Raw genomic sequence first — 16,807 nt, 5'->3', positions numbered from 1 at the left:
TCATAAAACAAATAGATCAAATATAATAATTATGTTAATTATTTTTTGTTAAAAATAATTAGCAACAATTCGAATTTTGGAAAATTCTTTTGATAAAAAAAGCTTGTTATTATGTTGTTAATGTACGAAATGCAATGACAACCTAATAACAAATAATCCATACCAAATTTCGAATTTTTATTTGCTTGATTTTTTTAATACAATGATTCTTTTTTTATATCTGGAGTTGTCATGGGGGAATTTCACATTAAAAAGGGCTGTATTTCTGCTGTATCTAAGACTTTTCGATTTCCGGAGTCCTTGAATTCGGAACTGGAGAAAATCGCGAAAGAAAATAACATCTCTTTAAATAATCTCGTTGTACAATGTCTGGAATTCGCGCTTGAAAATATCGAAAAAGATGAATAGAAAAATTTCAAGAGCGAGTATCGGAACCTGTCATCAATCATCAAAAAAGACGGAATGAACAATCATTCCGTCTTTTTTTGATCTGTTTTTCAAAATCAGAGAAACATTTTCACAGGAAATTTTCTCCATGAAAATATTTGGGAAACGGCTTCCTTAGTATCGCAAATCTTCAAGATAGAATTCAAGCTCCAGCCGAAATGATTTCATCAGCCGCATCGTTAATTCTCCTGGTACCTTGCTGCCGATCTTAACCTTGTCAATCGAACAGATGGGAAGAATTGATCGGCTGGTACTGGTGATAAAAGCTTCATCCAGCGCTCCGATCTGATTTAGTCGAATCGGTTCAAGTATTACCGGAATAGCTACCTTTTCTGCAAGCTTGAGGATAAAATTCCTCGTCGTTCCAGATAATACACCTTTTTCAGCAGTAAAAATCTTTTGATTCTGAATCCCATAGAAATTGCTGCTTAAACCTTCAAGAATTTCATCTTCCTCATTAACCATGATAATTTCTTCATAATCTCTTCCGGCACTCTTTTTTGCCTCATCGGCTTTTTCGAGGAAGTTATTTAGCTTTGCCTTCGGATTTTCACGATGCATACGTGTTGAAATGACTTCAATTCCATTCTGATACAGCTCCAATGAAGGAATTGTCAGTTTTTCGATGGCAGCATAAATTGTACCGATTTCATTCGTCAAATCAACAGTGAGTCGAATCCTTAATTCGCCTTCATCAAATTGATCAATGATTTCTGTCAGACGTTTTTTTAACGACAAACGCAAAAGAGAAATTTGAAATCCTGCCAGGCTGGATGTCTCTTCAAGCCTGGAGAAATGTTGAGAAAGGTTCAAAACTTTATATCGATCATAGGTTCGGAAAGTTGTATAAGCGCCTTCCGGAGTAAAATTCTGGGTGTCGCGAATGGATCTGCAGTCCTGTCGGGATACTGGTAACATCTCATAGTCATTTTCATTTCTGATCATTTTCCAAAAATTATGTCCCATGCCTGTCCTTTCATCTTCAGTAATCAAAATTTGAAAACGCCTTGTGAAAAAAGAGAAAATAATTCCAGCAATTCCTATGAAAATAGAATTTTCATTATCGGATGTGGTATTTCTTTCATCTGCTGTTCGAAATATGGATTGACTTTTCAAATAAACAAAAAAGCCTTTTCAAATTTCGATTTCCTGAATAATCCGAATTACTGTTCAGCACCGTATTATAATGTCATTCATTATTTTCGGCTGTCAAGAAATTTTGATAATCCTCGATTGTATCGATATCCCGGAGCACAAAACTATCCATGACATCGACGAAATGAGCTCCTTTTTCCCGGATAATCTCTCTCCCGCCACTGTCACCTGAAATACGATCGAATAAATCCGGAAAGAATTTCCTTGGAAAAAACACCGGATTGCCGCGCTTGCCATGATACAACGGCGCAATAATTTCATCCGGAAATCGTTCCTGATACAGTGATAAACAATGCAATGTGTCCTGTGAAATCAATGGTTGATCGGCCAAAAGGATGCAGACAGATTCCACTGCTGGCGGAATCGCCCGAAGACCGCATTTCAGAGATGTGGATTGCCCTTGCAGCCAATCTGTATTCTGAACAATGATGATCGGCAAATCATGAATTTCAGCGGTAATAGTCTCGCCTTTTGCGCCAACCACCACGATTACAGGTTGAAAGTCGGATTGTAACGTTTTTTCAACGGTTGTTCGGATGACACTTTTCCCGTCAATTTTTACCAGCAATTTATGCTGTTTCGCATGGAAACGTGTGCTTCCGCCTGCTGCAAGGATGATTGCTCCAATTTTCAATAAAAACCTCTCTGAACAATGCCTCTTGGTTCTTGGAAACGATTATTCGACCATATCCAATAATCTCAACTTTTTTTGTAAAAACATCGGTATCTCTCCTGATTTAATGCGAGAAATACCGATGTTCGATTGCTTTCTTCTATGTTTTTCTGATAATACAAAAAATCTTAATAAGACAAATCGGCTACCATCGACGTTTATCGTTATTTAACACCATGCAATTCGCTGAAGCGTCTCCAGACTTCAGGGCACTTTTCCCGAGAACGGGCACAGATCGCTTTTTCATCCATGGTGGTCAGTTCTCGATTCAACATTAATACTTTCCCGTCGACAATCGTCGTCGTAATCATCGCTTCACGGAATCCGAAAATGATATGCCAGGGAATATTTCCTGGATTCAAATCTGTAAACGGTTTATAGTCCACCAAAATCAAATCCGCCGGGGCATTTACGGTAATGGTTCCAAATTGATCCCCAAACCCAAACGCTTGTCCAGCCAGTTTTGCATTGTTATAGATTGCCATCTCCTGAACATCATAACCGTTCATTCGGCGCGGATCGCGATGTATTACCTTCTGCAGGAAATATGCCGTCTTCCATTCACTCCACATGTCAAAAGTGAAACCATCATTTCCTAAACATACTTTCATGCCATCAGCCAGCATCGATTCAACCTGAGCTGCGCCGACTGCATTATTCATATTGGAACGCGGTTGATGGGAAATCCAGGTTCCTGTTTCTTTAAGAAGCTCCATTTCCCGGGCATCCACATGGACTGCATGTGCGACAATTGTACGATCGCCAAGAATATGATGCTGATATAATCGCTGCCCGCAGCGCGCACCGAATCGGTACAGGCTGTCCCATTCATCTTCCTGGGATTCAGCCAGATGAATATGAAAACCAAATCCATCCGGGATTGCCGCAGCGCAATCTTCCAACGTCTCTTCATCCACGGTTAGACACGCGTGGATTCCAAAGGCACCGGCAAGGCGTCCGCCCAGATTCTTCCCTGCTTTTAAAGACGTTAAAAATCGAACATTTTCCCGTATACCGGCTTTGGTTCCATTTTTCCCGTTTCGGTCAGTAACTTCATAACATAACGAGGCACGAAGTCCGCTTTTGTCGATGACATCAGCGATTACATCCAATGACCCATCGATGAATTCTGGAGAGGCATGATGATCAAACAGCGTAGTACAGCCAGCCTTAATCGCATCGATCGCAAAAATCTGCGCGGACAACCGCGTGCTTTCTTCGTCCAAAGAGCGGTCCAGTTTGAACCAGAGATTTTCCAGATTTTCCGGGAAATCCTTGGATGGAACCCCTGGAATGCCCATTCCGCGTGAATATGCGCCATAAAAATGCGTATGAGCGCAAATACTCCCCGGCATCAACAATTGTTCATCAGCATCAATTTTGTCTTCTGCGGGATATTTCTTCAACAATTCCGAACTTGGACCAATTTCCTTGATCAGGTTGCCTTGAATATAGACAGCATAATTATCGTGGATTTGATTTGGCTTTTCCCAGGTTACAACTTTCGCATTGTAAATCAGCATGAATCCTCCTAAAAGATAATGAAATTTTGCGGCGGGAAAATATTATTAGCCTGAATTCCGGACAAAATGGATCGACCTGGAATTGCAGCAAGATATTGATTATTCAGGAAATGACATCTTTTCCCATCCGTTTAGATTCCGGGGGCACTTTTCGATGGGAACTCACCAACGCCGATAATGATTATCGACCTCCGATATATTTCATTTTAACATTTCCGCTGTTGTCTTACAAATTTTTTTCAGTTACCTTTATCATGGATTCTTATTTACATTGCTCCAGCTTATTTGAAATCGATTCGTGTTGATCTAAAATAGCTTATGAGAGAGAGAGAAAGAAAAGGGGAGAAAGAAAAGGGGAGAAAGAAAAGGGGAGAAAGAAAAGGGGAGAAAAAAAGAGGATATCCAGTTTAAAAGATATCCTCTTTTGTCGGGGCGGAGCGATTTGAACGCTCGACCTCACGGACCCGAACCGTGCACTCTATCCGGACTGAGCCACGCCCCGAACAACGTTCTCTATTATAATCCACCTTTCATTATTTTTACAAGGAAATGAATTTTTTCTCACCTTTGAGATTTGGACAGTAGATTCATATTTCAAATGGCTGATTTATCCAGTAACTCAAGTATTTTATAGATGAGTGATTCAGATTTCAGTCTCTTTACGAATTAATAGTTTACGATAAAATAAAACCACTCATCAATAAAGAATTAGGAGAAAAAATGTTGAAAGAATCTGTCAGTATCCTCAAAGTTCCTGAGATTTTACTCCCTTGTAATAAAGTAGACATGAAAAAATGGGCAACAATTGCTTGTGATCAATTTACATCCAATCAATCATATTGGGATCAGGTTGCATCTGAAGTAGGTGATCATCCCTCGACACTAAAAATTACATTTCCAGAGTTTTACTTAGGAAAAATTGACGAGGCCAGAAAAATCCAGGACATCCATCACGAAATGGGGAAATATCTCGAAGAAAATCTTTTCGTTTTACATCACGGTATGATTCTCGTTGAGCGAGAAATCGACCATGGTACCCGGTATGGTCTCCTGACAACAATCGACCTTGAGGATTATGATTACACACGGACATCCACGAGCTGGATACGGGCTACAGAAGGGACAGTCGCAGAACGCATTCCCCCGCGTATCAAGATTCGTGAAGGCGCCCCGTTAGAAATTCCTCATATTCTGGTTCTCATTGACGACGATCAAAAAAAACTGATTGAACCATTGATTTCAATAAAAGATACTTTACCGGTTCTCTATGATTTTGATTTAATGATGAACAGTGGTCACGTACGCGGATATTCTCTGGCAGATCCGAAGATAGAAAATCAAATCTTGTCAGTTGTTGCCGAAGCACAATCGGACAATTCAATTGAACGAAAGTACGGTTCGGTCAATGACCACAGTCGGATCATTTTCGCCATCGGAGACGGAAATCACTCCTTAGCAACTGCAAAAGCAATTTGGGAAAATCACAAGCAAGAATGGGGAATGGATCATCCGGCGCGCTATGCGATGGTTGAAATCGAAAACCTGCATGATTCTGCTTTATTATTTGAACCGATTCATCGCGTTATTTTTAACAAGAAGAATTCTGTAGTCAAACAATTGGAACATCAATATGGAAATGATATTGAAATTGTCACACATGTTGATCATGAATCACTTTTTAAAGATATCGATGCAACGCCCGAAGGCATTCAATCATTTGGCATTCTGGAAAACGGGAAAGCTTATAAAGCAACATTTCTCAATCCACCATCAGGTTTATGTGTCGGTTCAGTACAGCAGTTTCTCGATACCTGGAAAGCAAAGGGTGGATTTGAGGAGATTGATTATATTCACGGAACTGATGATGTCATCAACATTGCGCAATCCGAAAATAATGCCAGCTTCTATCTTCCGCCTGTTCAAAAAAACGGATTCTTCCAGAGCATTATTAAAGATGGAGCCCTTCCAAGAAAGACTTTTTCGATGGGTGAAGCGCATGAAAAGCGCTTTTATATTGAATGCCGCAGGATTCTGAAATAATACGGGAATTTATCTCTCTTATCAAAAATTCTATCTTAATTACAAATTACTGCTGAATTACCATTAATTCGTAATTTTGAAAACCTTTTGAGAAAAAAAGAGAAAATTTGATGTTGTGTTGTTTTTGCGCTCCGCGCAAAAACAACACAACATCAAATACTCCCGCTCATATTTCAAACCGTTGCTGAATTACATCATCAACTGGAACTTTATTGAATTCGACAGCGTAATAATTTGGTACAATAACATTAATGATCACAGATTCATGGAGGTTTTTTATGTTAAATCGGAAGAAAATTTTCGCGCAGTGCGCGTTCATCATCATTTTTACTGTCGTCCTATCAGCTTGTGGAACACGTGCAACACCGGAACCAACCATCGATGTCAATCAGATTGCGACGAATGCCGTTCAAACGATTGAAGCGCGTGCAACGGAAACCGCATTAGCAAAACCGACTGATACGCCTCAACCCACTTATACGCCAGTATCCTTTACCCCCACAACCGCTTCGCTTCCAATTTCCTTACCGACCGCCAGCTCAGGAAATTCGATTTCTTCATCAGTAGCAACATTGGCAGTCCCAGCCGGAGGAGTCACCTCAGCAGCGCTGCCAGTAGCGCAACCGACAGCCACCTTGGCTTCAGTTGGAGATAAAGCCGTTTGGGCTGATCAAAGCATTGCCGATGGTACACATTACTCCCCCGGAGAATCGGATGATCTGATCTGGTACATCACCAACATCGGAACAACCACATGGACAACCAGCTATTCCTTGCGCTTTTTTACCGGGACGAATTTTGCAAAAGCAGGCAACACGCGATACTATCTGACACAAACCACAGCGCCCCAGCAAACCGCATCAATAACCATTGACTTTGTTGCACCTACAACACCAGGTGAATATAAGATGTCATGGGTGCTGTCCAATGAAAACGATAGTAATTTCTATATTGTAGATTTTACAATCGTGGTTGATTAAAGGGGATTTTTAAAATGAAGAAGATTATTCTTATCAGTCTGTTCGTTCTTGTGATGATCGCTGGCTTCAGTGGTATTTCGGCTCAGGAAACGATTGACATGAGCGCACTGCGAACACAGATCGCTGCAACAGTATATGCTGAAATTTATTCCACCATTCAGGCTCAATTTGCAGCGACACTTCAAGCGACGCCTGCACCGACTACTTCCGGATCAGGAGTCATCAGCAGCGGATCAGGATCAGGTTTTTGGAAACCTACACCGACTTACTATTCCTATATGGCAAAATTGGATAAGCAAAATAAAAATTACATGCTGATCTATCCGGGAGAAGACTGGGATGTAACCTGGACATTCAAAAATGTCGGGCCATTGGATTGGACCAATGAATTCTATCTCAGATATTATAAAGGTGTAGAAGCCAACGAAGGGAAAGTAATTTATCTGCCAGCCGTTCCAAAAGGGGAGACTACAAGCATTACACTGCATTTTCCTGCTCAGGATGATCCCGGAATTTATAATTCCTATTGGGAACTGATTGACAATGATGGCGCTGTCATTTTAGACAATATTTTTGTCGCAGTGCAAGTTCGGGACTGATAAACCAATATTTTTTTTAGTAATCCGAAATAGTGAATCAAACATCCGAAAAAGAAATCATAAAAGCCGAAGCTGAAAAGCTCGGCTTTTGTTTTTCCGGTTTTACAGATCCTCGTAAACCAGATCATTTTCCGCGTTACCTGGATTGGATAGAAGCAGGCAAGTATGCGGGAATGAATTATCTCGCAAGACATGATCACATCGAAAAAAGGAAAAATCCGGCAATCATATATCCAGATTGCCGCTCCATTCTGGTACTGGGAATTTCTATCTGCTATGAATTCGAGCCATCGTTTTTTTCCGTTGCATCCTTTGCCCGATATTGGGATTATCATCATCAGATTACCGAGCTATGCGGGAAATTAATTGATCGGATCTCCAGCAGGCTTTGTAAGGATGTCCATGCAAAAATTTGTACCGATTCAAGCCCCATTCTGGAAAGGTCACTTGCAGTTCAGGCTGGATTAGGATGGATTGGCAGGAATTCTATGCTGATTCATCCCAAATATGGTTCAACGACGCTGTTAGCGGAATGTCTGCTCGATATCGAAATTGAACCCGATCCGCCATACAATGATGACAGATGCGGAAAGTGTCGTCTCTGTGTTGATACTTGTCCAACAAAATGTATCGATCCAAATACTCGAACCATCGATGCCGGCCGATGCATCGCATACCAGACTGTTGAAAATCATGGTGAAATCGAACCGGAAATTGCGGCTTTATGCGGCAATCAGATTTTCGGCTGCGATGTATGTGTAAAAATTTGTCCCTGGAATCAAAAGAATCTTGTTAACCAAACGCCATTGTCTTTACATCATATCGTAATTGGAGAGATGAAAGATCTGGATTTATCCGATGCTGAATTCAAAGAAAAATATCAGGAAACACCAATACTGCGTACAAAAAATTCCGGGCTGAAACGAAACATCAGAAATGCCCTACATAACTTAGCTGAAGGCGGCTAAGGTTTTACGCTAATACCTGAGTTTCTCACTTTTTGAAAAAAAGTCCCTTTTTACGCACAAATTTGGAGATTTCAAAGAACTAATTCGAGATACTCAGGAGGACACACATGGCAATTTGTCATTGCGAGGAGGGCGCCAGCCCGACGAAGCAATCTTTTTTCGTATGGCATTCTTTCCCTAATGCGATAGTGAATTGCTTCGCCATTACGGGACTCGCAAGGAAATATATCACCCCAACGGGGCTTGTACGGCGATCTGTCATTGAGAGGAGGGCGCCAGCCGCCCGGCGAAGCAATCTCTTTTCGTGTGGCACTCTTTACATAATGGGGCTGGGAGATTGCCACGTCCCTTCGGGACTCGCAATGACAGAATTCTCACTACTGTATGGGCTCGTATGGCAATTTGTCAACGTTAGGATGATAGCTGAATTTCTCACTTTTTGAAAAATCGTCCCTTTTTACGCTCAAATCTGGAAATTCCAGGAAAAAAATTTGAGAAAAACAGGTAGTATATAGAGACAGGTATTACACGAGTAAAAAAAGGTTCCTTCATTTTATAAGAAAAAGGAACCTTTTCAATTATTTTCTAAGAATAATTTTTTTATTGATGAGAATTATGGCATCGCAGTATAAGTCGGTACAGGTGATGGTGTCGGAGTCACAATTTTCACTGCAATCACCAGACTGGTTCCGGCTTTCAAAGGCACCGTTGTATCTTCAATCTTATTCAATTTCGCGATGGAATCGATGGTTGTGAAAAACTTTGAAGCAATATCCTGAATTGAATCGTTAAGCTGTACCTTATATTCAATTTGCTGACCGGCAGTATAAACATCAAGCGCAACCGGAGTATCTGTCGGAAGTTTTGTATCCGGGCCAGGTATGATCACTTCCTGACCGGGTGTCAAATTACAAGTATCCATCTGAAAGCCATTTATTGCCAGGAACACATCAATTCCTACTTTAAATTTATTAACAGCCACATCCCAACAATTATCTCCCTCAACAACTGTATACATTTGAGGCCCTTCTGGTGTTGGTGAAACCGTCGGAGAAGGAGTTATGGTCTCCGTCGGAGTTAAGGTTGGCGTATTGGTTGGAACGGTAGCTGTCGCAGTGGCCGTCAGCGTTGGCGTCGGCGTATCCGAAGCAAAAAGACTGCCGATTGAAAATCCGCTGTCTCCGGCGAACCATATCACTAAAATAATAATTCCCAGTGCAAAAATAATCGCTGCAATACTCCAAATAATGAATGGTAAAAATTTTTGTTTCTTTTGATAGGAATTGATAACATATTGAGGCGAATTTTTTCTTGCCATCGCATATTTCCTTTCATTTCAGATCAATCATTCTTCGTAAATCTTGTTTTCGTCAAATTTATTCTTATTGTACACGGAAAAAGCACGCTGTGCAAAAAGAGGGCTTTTTTCGCAGCATTTCTAAATATGGGTAGGATTCTTTGTTGTAGTCATGGTTTTCCTGATTGATTTGAATAGTAAGCCTATAGTTCTTATTACTTCTTTTTCCGTTCGTTATTTAAATGAACATACAAGATCCCGGAATACTGACAAGTTTGTGGCTGCCAGTTATAGATTCATAACCAGCTCTTTTCCCAGTACCGCTATCTCTGAAGAATATCTTTTAAATATTGCCCGGTATAAGAAGCCTCGCATTTTGCAATTTTCTCAGGCGTTCCAACAGCAATAACCCTACCGCCGCGATCGCCACCTTCTGGTCCGAGATCAATAATATAATCGGATACTTTGATGATATCCAAATTATGCTCAATAATAATCACTGAATTGCCCTGATCGACCAGTTTTTGCAGTACAGTAATTAAGCGATGGACATCTGCTGCATGCAATCCGACAGATGGCTCATCTAAAACATACAAAGTCTTTCCGGTAGCACGCCTTGATAATTCTTTGGATAATTTAACTCGCTGCGCTTCACCTCCGGATAGTGTATTAGCTGGCTGACCAATTTTGGCATAGCCCATCCCCACTTCCTGAAGAAGATTCAATTTATTGACAATATTTGGAAATGCAGAAAAGAATTCAACGCCCTCATCAATATCCATGTCCAAAACGTCAGCGATCGATTTTCCTTTAAATTTCACTTGCAATGTTTCATTGTTATAGCGCAATCCATGACACACGTTACAAGGTACATATACATCCGGTAAAAATTGCATTTCTATTTTAAGCTGCCCCTGACCCTGACAAGTTTCACAACGCCCGCCGCGGACATTCGATGAAAAACGTCCTGGTTTGTATCCGCGCATTTTGCTATCCGGAAGTTCTGCGTAAAGCTTGCGAATTTCATCGAAAACGCCCGTATAAGTTGCCGGATTTGAGCGAGGTGTCCTTCCAATTGGTGACTGATCAATATTAATGACTTTATCAAGAAACTGAATCCCATTAATTTTTTTGAATTGCCCAGGAGTTGTATACGCTCTATTCAGCTCGTGCGCCAAAACATTATACAATATATCGTTCAATAAGGTAGATTTTCCGCTTCCGGAAACGCCAGTGATACAAACCAACATTCCGAGCGGAATTTTCACGTCAATATTTTTCAGATTATTTTGAGTGGCACCAATGATTTCCAGAAATCGGTCATCTGGTTTCCTTCGTTTCTGCGGGATTGGAACAAATTTCCTGCCTGTAAGATAATCGCCTGTCAGAGATTGTTTACTAGAGAGAATTGTATCGATGGAACCTGCGGCAACTACTTCACCGCCTCGAATTCCCGCACCTGGTCCCATATCGATGATCCAATCGGCAGCGCGAATTGTCTCCTCATCATGCTCAACAACCAGGACTGTGTTTCCGATATCTCTTAACTGTTTTAAGGTTTTTAATAATTTCGAATTATCACGGGCATGCAATCCGATCGAAGGTTCATCCAATACATATAAAACCCCCATCAATTGCGAACCGATCTGCGTCGCTAAACGAATGCGCTGCGATTCTCCTCCGGATAAACTGCATGCAGAACGCTGCAATGTAAGATAATCTAACCCCACATTGACAAGAAACTCAAGTCGGGAAACGATTTCTTTTAATATCTTTTCAGCGATGATCTTTTGGCAATCCGATAATAAGGTTTGATCACTCTGGATTTTCCTTACCCATATCAGTAAAGAATTAATAGGCATTTCAGTAATATCGATGATATTGAGATTATCGATGGTTATGGCAAGTGTTTCCGGTTTCAATCGCTTTCCATTGCAGACGTGGCACGGCTTATCAACCATATACTCTGCAATTTTATCGCGGATAAAATCGGAATTCGTTTCATCAAAACGGCGTTTTAGATTCGGGATGACGCCCTCAAAAGGTGCCTGATACGATGAAACGCGGTCATTTCTACCGACCAATTCCATTTTCAGGCTTTTCCCTCCGGATCCAAAGAGTATGATATTTCGCTGGTCTTCAGTTAACTCGGAAAAGGGTTTATCCATATTGATATCATATTCTTTTGCTACGGTTTCCAATTGCTGCCAGTAATAGCCATTTTCAGCCTTTGAGTGATTCCATTCCATGACTGAAATTGCACCTTCATTCAAAGATCGTGATGGATCCGGAATGATTAAATTCGGATCAATTTCCTGACGAATGCCTAAACCTTGACATGCGGGGCATGCGCCATGCGGTGTGTTAAAAGAAAAGGTTCTCGGTTCAATTTCTGGTATGCTGACACCATGTTCCGGACAAGCCAGGAATTCCGAAAACTGCATATCTTCTGCTGGCTCAGCAGATAGATTACTCACAGTGACATATCCATCACCGACTTTTAGTGCCGTTTCTATCGAATCAGCCAGCCTGGAACGATTCAGTCGGGCGTTTTCCTCATCGTCATCATGGTGAATTACAATACGATCAACAACCGCCTCAATCGTATGAATTTTATAGCGATCAAGACTGATTTCTTCATCTAAAGAATAAACTGTTCCATCGACACGGACACGAATGAATCCGCTTTTACGGATTTCATCCAAAGCTGCCTGGTAAGTACCTTTTCTTGCCCGTACAATTGGCGCCAGAATCAGTAAGCGGCTTCCTTCCGGTTGCTGCTCAACCTTATTAATGATTTCATCGGATGACTGCTGAACAACCACTCTCCCACAAACAGGACAATGAGGTGTTCCAATCCGTGCAAAAAGAAGACGAAGATAATCATAAATTTCTGTTACTGTACCAACAGTGGAACGTGGATTGCGGGAAGTTCCTTTCTGATCAATCGAAACCGCCGGAGATAATCCCTCGATCGAATCGACATCCGGCTTATCCATTTGGCCTAAAAACATACGCGCATAAGAGGAAAGCGATTCCACATAACGGCGCTGACCCTCTGCAAAAATCGTATCAAATGCCAGTGATGATTTACCCGAACCGGATAATCCGGTAATGACAACCAGTTTATCCCGTGGTATATCCACAGAAATGTTTTTAAGATTATTTTCACGTGCCCCAATGACACGAATCATATTATTATCAACCATCAAACCTCATCTTGATCTGTATTTCGAAATTTCGATCGGTCTTCTTAAAATAGAATAGTGATTCGACATATGAAAAGTATTTTTTACAATTCATTTATTTTTATCTTGAGCAAAAAAAATAATAAACGGCAATTCGCCCAGCTTAATTCGATAAATCAGCTAAATGTCAATTAATTGAATAAAGGAGGAAAAAATTGCAAAATTGGGGCGTCTTTACGCCAACGATTGAAGCGCCATCCGAAGCTTATCTTCAACAGTATCGGGAGTATCTTTAGGGATTGACTGAACCGCAGTCTGCGCCTGAATAATACTGTATCCCAAAGCAGTTAACGCTTCAATTACTTCAAAATCGACCGGTTGATATGCCTGAAAATCTTGCCCTTCCCCAGTGCCTGAAATTTTCCCTTGCAACTGAAGAATGATTTTTTGTGCCGTTTTCTTTCCGACGCCGGGAACTCGCGATAGAAAGTCAGGCTGCTCTTGCACAACAGCTCTGCGTATGGTATCCACTCCGGCAGAAGAAAGGATGTTCAAAGCTAATCGCGGACCGACACCGCTGACTCCCATCAACAGAGAAAAATATCGAACTTCCTCTTGTGTATCAAAGCCATAAAGAGCCAGGAGATCTTCACGTACAATCAAATGTGTATGCAGCCTTACTCGCTGTCCTGGTTCAACAGTTAACAGATAATTCTGTGTTGCATAAACCCGCAATCCAACGCCACCGATGAGAACAACGATTGAATCGGATTCTTTCTCAAGAATAGTACCATCCAGATAGGCAATCATAGGTTATTCCTGCTGATATTCTTTCGATGATTATTAAAAATCTCATAGAGTATAACCCCGGTCGCAACAGCCAGATTCAAAGAATCGCTGCTTTGCATCATCGGAATACGTACAATGAGATCACACGCTTTCATCTCGTCATTGTTCAGCCCCTGACGCTCGCTTCCCATTAATAATATAATCGGATCAGGATAGTCAATATAAGCATAATCAGCTGCTGCTTTATCTGAGGTTCCGGTTAAATATAATCCATGTTCGTTTTTCCAGGTCAGCATGGATTGGAAATCAGTCTTTACAATTTTTTGAGAAAATATTGCTCCCATGGAGCCCCGAATTGCGTTCAGTTCGTACGGATTGGTGGTATCTCCCAACAGTAATATACCTTCACAGGAAACCGCATCAGCTGTTCGGATGATTGTACCCAGATTCCCAGGATCAGCCACTTCATTTAATGCGATGATGAGTCCGTGGCTAATTTCTAACTCTTCCAGCTGCGAAAAATGCTGTTTCCCGATCGCAGCCAACCCCTGAGGGTTTTCTTTATGCGAAAAAGATTCAAAAACCGCCTTAGAAACTTCCAAAATCTCAATGCCCTTGTCTTTTGCAAGGTTAACCAGTTGGGAACCGAACCCATTTTTTAAGATTTCAGGGCAACTGATGACCGTTTCAATCTCCGAATTCTTTTGTAATGCTTCGCCAATAATACGCAAGCCTTCCATGTAAAAAGAATCGCTTTTTTTTATGAATTTCGGATCTTTCAGAATTCGAATTTCTTTTATTCGAGGATTGGCTTTGCTGGTAATCATCTTAACTCAGACTTTTCCGTAAATCAAAATACTTGTTGCAGTTCGCACAACAGATCGCAATTGCTAATGCATCTGCAGCATCATCCGGTTTTGGAATCTCTTGAAGGTTCAAGATTGCTTTCACCATCAGTTGGACTTGACGTTTATCTGCGCCTCCATAACCGACAACTGCTTGTTTTACTTCCATCGGGGTGAATTCGGTTATATCGATACCCGCTTGTGCCATGCAAAGCAAGATTACACCGCGTGCTTGTCCGACAGAAATCGCAGTAGTGACGTTTGTATGGAAAAACAACTTCTCCACCGCTCCCCTTTCGGGGTGATGGAGAAGAATTTTTTCATTGATTTCCTGGTAAAGCTGAACCAGTCGATTTTCCATCGCTGTTTTTGCTGGAGTTGATATCACGCCATAATCAATGACTGAGAGATCCCCGTTTTCTGCTAAACGAATAAATCCATATCCAGTTAAAGCAGTTCCGGGATCAATTCCCAAAACAACCATGTAAGCTTATTCTTCGCCTTCCAGCGCTGCCATTGCTTCGTCACTGACATTCAGATTATGATAAACCTGTTGAACATCATCCAGTTCTTCCAAAGAATCGACAACCCGAAGCACCTGTAACGTTTCTTCCGTGGACAAATCCATTTCCTGATTGGGGAAATATCGAATTTCAGCTTCAGAAATCGGCAAATTTGCTGCATAGAAAGCATCGCTTAACGCTTTGAAATTTTCAACACCAGCGAATACTTCAATTCCATCTTCAGTTTCCTGAACATCATCAGCGCCTTTTTCTAATCCGAGTTCGAAGACTTTATCGAAATCCAGCTTTTCTCCAGATATAAGGAAATAAGCTTTTCGGGAAAATTGCCAGGCTACCGATCCGCTTTCACCTAAACTCCCTCCAGAACGAGAAAGCGCATGGCGTACCTCTGCCACCGTCCGGTTCTTATTCTCTGTGACACACTCAATGATGAAAGCTACTCCTTTTGGGCCATATCCTTCATACATCACGTCTTCAAATACAAAACCATCTTTCGATTCTCCGGTACCGCGTTTTATTGCCCGATCGATACTGTCTTTCGGCATGTTGTTGCTCCGCGCTTTGTCTACGCAGATTCTCAACTTAAAGTTCATTGTAGGATCACCGCCCTCACGTGCTGCGAGCGTGATCTCTTTAGCCAGCTTTGTAAATACCTGGCCTCGTTTTGCGTCGCCGGCGCCCTTCTTGCGTTTAATTGTAGCCCAATGAGAATGGCCTGACATATTTCATTCTCCTTCAAATTAGATTAGATTCAAAAATCAAAATGCCCATCGGAGCATTGATTTACTGATTTGCATTGATATCTGACTGATAAATTATACACTTTTTTTAATAATGTGAAATATTTTACCATATTGACCAATGATATACGAAATATAGGAAGGATTATTCGCCGTTGTGTTGTTTTTGCGTTTTCTACAATAACAACGTCATATCCATAAATACTTTCCTTATTTCAAATTACTGCATAAACACCGGCATATTTCACCAAATTACATTTGTTTCACCACCGGATTTGTAAGACTTCCAATGCCATCGATCTGGACTTCTACTACGTCTCCGGCTTCCAAAGGAGCAGTTCCTGCGGGTGTACCGGTTAAAATAATATCGCCCGGATTCAATGTCATGATTGAAGAAATAAAAGCAAGGATGGAAGGAATCGGAAAAATCATATCCCGCGTGGATGCCATTTGTCGCAATTCAGAATTAACTCTGCAAGTCAGCATTGCATCGGCTGGTTCAAAATCGGTTTCGATCCACGGACCTAATGGGCAAAACGTATCAAATCCTTTCGCCCGTGCCCAGGTCTCATCTTTTTTCTGCAGATCTCTGGCAGTGACATCATTAGCAGCAGTATAACCAAATATATAGCTATACGCATCCTCTGGCAGAATCATCTTCGCTTTTTTCCCGATAACAATAGCCAATTCGCACTCATGCTCCACCTGCCGGGAAATTTCCGGAAGAATAATGCCATCCCCCATCCCGATAACAGAACTGGGAGGTTTCAAGAAAATGGTCGGAAATTCAGGGATTGGACGATCAAACTCACGGGCATGATCAATATAATTCCATCCCGCTGCAACAATTTTTCCTGGAATAAGCGGAGACAACAGTTTTACCTTTTCAATGGGTGTATCCGCTTCCAATCTTCTGTATTCTGAGAACAAATTCCCTTCAATCTCTCCAACCATATCTTCATAAATCCAGCCAAATTTCGACTCCGTCGATCCCTGTTTTATGAAACGAACAAACCGCATGCCACGCTCCTCATTATTT

General features: G+C 41.3%; 15 protein-coding genes and 1 tRNA gene. 5 read left to right on the top strand and 11 right to left on the bottom strand.

The window, feature by feature from the left end; genetic code table 11:
* The first annotated feature begins 231 nt into the window (after nucleotides 1–231).
* Nucleotides 232–408 (top strand): toxin-antitoxin system HicB family antitoxin, encoded by a 177-nt coding sequence (locus tag ATC1_RS15180; protein WP_152024295.1) that lies wholly within the window; start codon nucleotides 232–234, stop codon nucleotides 406–408.
* Between the two features lie 153 nt (nucleotides 409–561).
* On the opposite strand, the gene ATC1_RS10920 is transcribed toward ATC1_RS15180, so the two are convergent.
* The 4 genes from ATC1_RS10920 to ATC1_RS10900 form a co-directional block, all read right to left on the bottom strand.
* Nucleotides 562–1,392, bottom strand: coding sequence for an aminotransferase class IV (locus ATC1_RS10920; RefSeq protein WP_172667770.1), 831 nt, complete (start codon nucleotides 1,390–1,392; stop codon nucleotides 562–564).
* Nucleotides 1,393–1,636: 244 nt separating this feature from the next.
* On the bottom strand, nucleotides 1,637–2,236 hold the full coding sequence (locus tag ATC1_RS10915) for a nucleotidyltransferase family protein (protein ID WP_062281837.1): 600 nt from the start codon (nucleotides 2,234–2,236) through the stop codon (nucleotides 1,637–1,639).
* A gap of 203 nt (nucleotides 2,237–2,439) precedes the next feature.
* Nucleotides 2,440–3,798, bottom strand: coding sequence for a putative aminohydrolase SsnA (gene ssnA / locus ATC1_RS10910; protein WP_062281834.1), 1,359 nt, complete (start codon nucleotides 3,796–3,798; stop codon nucleotides 2,440–2,442).
* Nucleotides 3,799–4,225: 427 nt separating this feature from the next.
* Nucleotides 4,226–4,300, bottom strand: a tRNA-Pro gene (locus ATC1_RS10900).
* Between the two features lie 218 nt (nucleotides 4,301–4,518).
* On the opposite strand from ATC1_RS10900, the gene ATC1_RS10895 reads away from it, so the two are divergent.
* The 4 genes from ATC1_RS10895 (at nucleotide 4,519) to queG (ending at nucleotide 8,385) form a co-directional block, all read left to right on the top strand.
* Nucleotides 4,519–5,838, top strand: coding sequence for a DUF1015 domain-containing protein (locus tag ATC1_RS10895; RefSeq protein WP_062281828.1), 1,320 nt, complete (start codon nucleotides 4,519–4,521; stop codon nucleotides 5,836–5,838).
* Between the two features lie 278 nt (nucleotides 5,839–6,116).
* Nucleotides 6,117–6,818: an NBR1-Ig-like domain-containing protein gene (locus tag ATC1_RS10890; protein WP_062281825.1), complete on the top strand. Its 702-nt coding sequence runs from the start codon at nucleotides 6,117–6,119 to the stop codon at nucleotides 6,816–6,818.
* A gap of 14 nt (nucleotides 6,819–6,832) precedes the next feature.
* Nucleotides 6,833–7,417, top strand: a complete 585-nt coding sequence (locus ATC1_RS10885; protein ID WP_062281823.1) for an NBR1-Ig-like domain-containing protein — start codon at nucleotides 6,833–6,835, stop codon at nucleotides 7,415–7,417.
* 32 nt (nucleotides 7,418–7,449) lie between these two features.
* On the top strand, nucleotides 7,450–8,385 hold the full coding sequence (queG, locus tag ATC1_RS10880) for a tRNA epoxyqueuosine(34) reductase QueG (protein ID WP_062281821.1): 936 nt from the start codon (nucleotides 7,450–7,452) through the stop codon (nucleotides 8,383–8,385).
* Nucleotides 8,386–8,998: 613 nt separating this feature from the next.
* On the opposite strand, the gene ATC1_RS10870 is transcribed toward queG, so the two are convergent.
* The 7 genes from ATC1_RS10870 to ATC1_RS10840 all read right to left on the bottom strand — a co-directional run bounded on the left by ATC1_RS10870 (nucleotide 8,999) and on the right by ATC1_RS10840 (nucleotide 16,788).
* Complete coding sequence (locus ATC1_RS10870; protein ID WP_062281815.1) at nucleotides 8,999–9,703, bottom strand: LysM peptidoglycan-binding domain-containing protein; 705 nt, start codon at nucleotides 9,701–9,703, stop codon at nucleotides 8,999–9,001.
* Between the two features lie 302 nt (nucleotides 9,704–10,005).
* On the bottom strand, nucleotides 10,006–12,891 hold the full coding sequence (gene uvrA, locus ATC1_RS10865; RefSeq protein WP_062281812.1) for an excinuclease ABC subunit UvrA: 2,886 nt from the start codon (nucleotides 12,889–12,891) through the stop codon (nucleotides 10,006–10,008).
* Between the two features lie 213 nt (nucleotides 12,892–13,104).
* Nucleotides 13,105–13,680, bottom strand: coding sequence for a Holliday junction branch migration protein RuvA (gene ruvA, locus ATC1_RS10860; protein ID WP_062281810.1), 576 nt, complete (start codon nucleotides 13,678–13,680; stop codon nucleotides 13,105–13,107).
* The gene (locus ATC1_RS10855; protein WP_062281807.1) at nucleotides 13,677–14,486 is read right to left on the bottom strand and encodes a TrmH family RNA methyltransferase; all 810 of its coding nucleotides are present in this window, start codon (nucleotides 14,484–14,486) and stop codon (nucleotides 13,677–13,679) included. The genes ruvA and ATC1_RS10855 overlap by 4 nt, the downstream gene beginning before the upstream one ends.
* Before the next feature lies 1 nt (nucleotide 14,487).
* A complete protein-coding gene (gene ruvC, locus ATC1_RS10850) occupies nucleotides 14,488–14,988 on the bottom strand; it encodes a crossover junction endodeoxyribonuclease RuvC (protein WP_062281803.1) in 501 nt (166 codons plus the stop codon).
* A 6-nt stretch (nucleotides 14,989–14,994) separates the two neighbouring features.
* Nucleotides 14,995–15,750 (bottom strand): YebC/PmpR family DNA-binding transcriptional regulator, encoded by a 756-nt coding sequence (locus tag ATC1_RS10845; protein WP_062281802.1) that lies wholly within the window; start codon nucleotides 15,748–15,750, stop codon nucleotides 14,995–14,997.
* A gap of 270 nt (nucleotides 15,751–16,020) precedes the next feature.
* Nucleotides 16,021–16,788 (bottom strand): fumarylacetoacetate hydrolase family protein, encoded by a 768-nt coding sequence (locus tag ATC1_RS10840; protein ID WP_062281799.1) that lies wholly within the window; start codon nucleotides 16,786–16,788, stop codon nucleotides 16,021–16,023.
* Between the last annotated feature and the right edge of the window lie 19 nt (nucleotides 16,789–16,807).

The sequence above is a fragment of the Flexilinea flocculi genome, from assembly GCF_001192795.1.
GTDB lineage: Bacteria > Chloroflexota > Anaerolineae > Anaerolineales > Anaerolineaceae > Flexilinea > Flexilinea flocculi.
This window is presented reverse-complemented; position numbering and strand designations above follow the sequence as displayed.